The following is a 4,465-nucleotide window of genomic DNA, read 5'->3' as shown; positions in this document are numbered from 1 at the left end:
AATTAAAATGAGCACCATTTTACGGGCCTTAAAAAGAGCAGAGCAGGATTGCCCCGAACAGGGAAACGAAAATGGGTCTTCATTAAAATTTAATGTTCGGACCACGCTGGATTCAAGAATGCAACGGCAACGGAATGGATTTCCCATAAGCTCCAAACAAGTGATGTTTACCATGGCCTTTGCGATTGTGATAGCTGCTGCTTCTTATTTTCTATTTTTTACGGACAAGAATTTTCAGCCCGAGCTATCCCCCTGTGAAATCGTGCCTCAAGCCTCTTTTATGGCACCTGCTCAAAAAGATGATCAAAAAATACCTGCCCTGCCTGCTGCTGTTCAGAAAAACAATGCTGTCTCTGAAATAGTGAGCATCCCCCCTGTGTCACCCCCTGTTGATGAAACAATTTTTACTCTCCCGAAAATGAATATAAAAAAGATAATACCTGCAACAATTTCACAACCGCCTTCCAACCAAGATCAAAAAAAAGAGCCCGTTGATAACAACCCGGGTACTGATATCATGCCGATGGAGGACGGGATACTGAAAATCCAGGCCATTTCCTGGGCAGAAGACCCTGTAGACCGGATCGCTGTGATTAGCAATAAAATAGTGGGCGAAGGAGAATTTGTCCAAAGCTACCGCATTATTAATATCGGAAAGGATGAGGTAATCCTGCGCCTTTCAAATCAGGATTTCAAACTGAGCTTTAAATACCGATGAATATCCGGGAGTGTCGTGGTTTAAATGTACCCGGTTCCGGAAAATCCCGATTCTTTTTCACCGCCCCGAGGACCAGAATATTTACCACAGAAAAAAAGCTTTTCAAAGTGGCTCAGCCCTCCCCGATCCACAAGCGTTTGGTTCGGCACATCCTGCTCGAGATTCTCTTACAGCATTAAGAATATCTTTTGTTGTTGCTTTTGTTTTTATCCCTGCAACATCAAAAGGAGATTTTGGTGATTTGTTAAATATAACCCTAAAGGTCTCACCTCCTCGGCGTTTGATAATGACATCTTCAGAACGGGCAATATCGAGAACCATAGAAAATTTTTGTCTGGCTTCTGAATATGTGTAGACTTTCATCAGGTCACCTCCATAATATGAATCCCCAAACTCTGAGCGACCTCATTCATACGTCGATCAAGAGTAAGTAGTGGGCTGTGTAAAGAAATAGCACACACTAAAAAATATGCATCATATGCATAGATGTTAAATTGAGAAGCTATTTTTAGTGCTTCACGAATATTAACGCTGCGTAAATCAACAGGTATTTGCTGTATAGCATCCCAAACCGATAGCAGATTGTCAGGCTCAAGCCTGCGTCTTTTAAGCATAGCTGATAACGCATTCCCAATTTCAAAGGGTAATACATCAGGTGCAACTAAATCATGACCTAAAGTAAGTCTAATAATCTCATCTCGTTCTGGCTCATAAAGAGTGACTGCTAAAAACGTATTTGTATCTGCTATAATTTTCATGGGTACAATTGTACCTATGCTCATCTTTTTTGTCAAGCCGAATGTTTTTTGCTGAACAAACTTGCCTAACGGCTGGTAATCACTTGAAAAAAAATACTGCGGCTATCCGTAGCATGTTATATGGCTGTTTTTATAGTGCAATATTTTTTTTATTAAGATTAAAAATTTGACCCCAAAACACCAAGCAAAAGATCCTTTTTTAAGAGTAAAATTGTTGATACTGTTTCGTTTACTCCAGGATCACCTCCTTACCATCCGCCAGCACCTTGCTCAGTTTGATCCGCCCCGTTTTCAACAAATTATTACTTTATACATGCAACAATGCGGTGCTTAGCTGCCTGGAGCTTAATGCCGACACACTCTGCATGATTAAAATTTATGTTAAAGCCAAAACCTCTAAGAGCCGCTCAGTAGCCCCCGATCCACTCCGGCGACTTGTTCGCTTTAGCTATATATATTCTTGCGGTGCCCAACTTTGACTATCCAGATGGTAAGTTCCTTATCTTGAATGGAATAAATAATACGGTATCGCCCATATCTTAAACGATACTTTTCTTTCCCACTTAACTTTTTACATCCGGGTTGACGTGGATTTTCACCAAGAGATTCAATACAGGTAAGAATTTTTATTAAATTTTTATCTGGAATAGATTTAAAATCTTTCCAAACCGATTTTTTGAAAAAAATCTTATATACGCCCATCTTGTTTAAGCCTCTTGATCATCTGTTCATAGCTTACCAAAGGTTCATCAGATCTTTCATCAAACACAGCGAGATCTTCAGCATCTTCAGAAAGAGCTTCTCTCAACGCTTCATTGATTATTTTTGACATTGAGCAGGATGTTTCAAGAGCCTTAATCCGTAATGCATGATGAAGAGTTGGGTCTAAATATATGGTTGAACGTTTTGATAATGTTGCCATAATTGCACCTCCAAATTATTAATACCAACACTATAACGCCATAACGTTTTTATGTCAAAACTTTAAAAGCGAACATAAACATCACCGATGAAATCCAGTGCATGTTGATTGTTAAATATTTTCCAAAAAAAGTACCAGTAGATTAACTGCGATAACAGCTTTTGGGGGAAGATCAAAACAATACAAATTGATTCAATTTTTTAAATCATTTGTCATTTTTTGAATTGTACTAAAAAGTTGTGGCATCCATTTTTTCCATACCTGCCGGGGTATCTGTAAAGTCGCCTGGCTCGTCTATGACCTGAAAGCGATCAATTACCTTTTGAGCAGATTCTTCTATCTGCCGAAGGACTTCTAAAACAAGCTCTTTGATAAGCATATACCGCCTCACTATCTATTCTCTTTTTTAAGAATGGGTTCATAGTGTCCCTGTATGTAACAATATCTACAACAAATTTGTTTGGCCTGTTGGAATCCCCTCTTTCGTTACTGCCTGGGACGGCTAAATGTCTGGATGTATTCTCTTCGATTTTAAGGTCCTTTATCTCATAGTTTGATCTGTTGTTGCTGATAGTAAGGTAAGATCTAAAGTCATTTGCTTTGATTTTATGAAAAACAATAATTTGAGTATTTTTTCCTATGTGAATTCTTTTGGGAGCTACTATTGTAAGGTCCCATGCGTTATTTAAACCATTCCCATCGAGCACGCCCACCTTTAACCAAATCCCTGATATTACCTTTATCAATATGAATATCTGTGACCCAGCTGTTTTTATAGGTCGTTTTGTTGTCCTTGTTTATTATCTGAAATTGGAAAAAGTTTACCTGGTCAGCATCTGCTGTCCCGTTTAAGGGTACCTGATTGATCCATTCATAAACGTGCTTTTTGCCTTTCGGGGCTTTTATTTCATTTGCTTGTTAATAGGAATTGTATTCCCCGCAATTTTCATAATGTTTGACCATTTTATAAATATTCTATGTCTTATTTAAGGCTCAATTTCCCTTATTCTGTATCATATTCCAAATATCCATAGGTGTTTCCCCTGTTCTTTCAGCAATTTCCTTGACCTTCATATTGGGTGTTGCCTGTATATCGGCTTTTTTGGCAAGTCGTTTGATCGCTTTATCAATCCCAATACCAGCTTTTTGACACATATGTTCCAAAGTCATTCGTCCAAGGCCACTGAGTGCGCTTGCCCCTCTGCTTTTATCATTGTCACTTTGCCTATCATTAATTTTTTTGGTTTTCGTCTTCAAAAGATCTAATATTGCTTTTGGAGATGTATTATTTGCACTGGCGAAATTCTTAAGGTTGATTTTTGTCGAAACATCTTTAAAACCTTCACTCTTGAGCAACTCAATACTACTTTCTAAATCAAAATTCATTTTGGTACAAAATACTTTAATTGAAGCCAGTTCAGCATGCCCCCAAGGTGGACTCCCATACTCGTCCTCCCAGTAATTTTTAACTTTTTCTAAACCGTTTAGAGCCAAACTGAAGGGGGGTAAATGGAAATATGCTCCCAATGAAAATACTATAGTTATTATCAAGGCTATGATAAAATCAGGCTTGATGAAGGATATTTGTTTGTGGGTATTTTTAAGATAATTAACCAAAGGTTTCCAGTTCAAATAAATATGCCAAATTGCTGTAACCAAAAATAGCATTGATACGATGATATGAATATTGCTCCAATCTTCTTTAGCCAAACCCAAAAAATACCAATCAGCCCAATTAGAGATTCTACCTTGGGGAGTGAAGTACATCACCAATCCTGTGATACCAAGAACGGCAAAAGAAAAAAAAGAAATCCAAGAGATTAATCTGCGGGTTTTTATCGTAATCATTAGATATTCTCCTATAAAAGTTTTATATATTGGTTAATCCGACAGCAGGCAAGCTATTCCATAATCGCATAAAAAAACGTTAAGTTAAATGGAAAAAAGAGTCATAATCATCCGCAAATCATACCAGTTGATTTTTTCCACTTCAACTTTTTGTTACATTAACCGGGTAACTGCCACACCATTCTTCCCTTGGGTAAAAGTATAGATTTTTATTGCCTT

Annotated in this window: 7 protein-coding genes; 1 reads left to right on the top strand and 6 read right to left on the bottom strand. The window is 37.8% G+C overall.

The window, feature by feature from the left end; all coding sequences use genetic code 11:
* A partial coding sequence (locus K8S13_RS06155; RefSeq protein WP_291461253.1) for a general secretion pathway protein GspB occupies positions 1-718 on the top strand: 718 nt, incomplete at its 5' end.
* Positions 719-820: 102 nt separating this feature from the next.
* Here K8S13_RS06155 and K8S13_RS06150 read toward each other — a convergent pair.
* From K8S13_RS06150 to K8S13_RS06125, 6 genes are all read right to left on the bottom strand, one after another.
* Positions 821-1,081 carry a type II toxin-antitoxin system prevent-host-death family antitoxin gene (locus tag K8S13_RS06150; RefSeq protein WP_291461251.1) on the bottom strand — a complete coding sequence of 87 codons (261 nt, stop codon included), beginning with the start codon at positions 1,079-1,081 and terminating at the stop codon, positions 821-823.
* Positions 1,081-1,476: a type II toxin-antitoxin system VapC family toxin gene (locus K8S13_RS06145; RefSeq protein ID WP_291461250.1), complete on the bottom strand. Its 396-nt coding sequence runs from the start codon at positions 1,474-1,476 to the stop codon at positions 1,081-1,083. The genes K8S13_RS06150 and K8S13_RS06145 overlap by 1 nt, the downstream gene beginning before the upstream one ends.
* 444 nt (positions 1,477-1,920) lie before the next feature.
* Positions 1,921-2,178: a type II toxin-antitoxin system RelE/ParE family toxin gene (locus tag K8S13_RS06140; RefSeq protein WP_291461248.1), complete on the bottom strand. Its 258-nt coding sequence runs from the start codon at positions 2,176-2,178 to the stop codon at positions 1,921-1,923.
* Positions 2,165-2,398 (bottom strand): CopG family transcriptional regulator, encoded by a 234-nt coding sequence (locus K8S13_RS06135; RefSeq protein ID WP_291461246.1) that lies wholly within the window; start codon positions 2,396-2,398, stop codon positions 2,165-2,167. The genes K8S13_RS06140 and K8S13_RS06135 overlap by 14 nt, the downstream gene beginning before the upstream one ends.
* A 229-nt stretch (positions 2,399-2,627) precedes the next feature.
* Positions 2,628-2,777, bottom strand: coding sequence for a hypothetical protein (locus K8S13_RS06130; RefSeq protein WP_291461244.1), 150 nt, complete (start codon positions 2,775-2,777; stop codon positions 2,628-2,630).
* A gap of 614 nt (positions 2,778-3,391) precedes the next feature.
* Positions 3,392-4,246 carry a DUF4405 domain-containing protein gene (locus K8S13_RS06125; protein WP_291461243.1) on the bottom strand — a complete coding sequence of 285 codons (855 nt, stop codon included), beginning with the start codon at positions 4,244-4,246 and terminating at the stop codon, positions 3,392-3,394.
* Positions 4,247-4,465 lie beyond the last annotated feature (219 nt).

It is taken from the genome of Desulfobacula sp. (assembly GCF_021107415.1).
The sequence above is the reverse complement of the archived record's forward strand: the minus strand, read 5'-3'. Positions and strand labels throughout refer to the sequence as shown.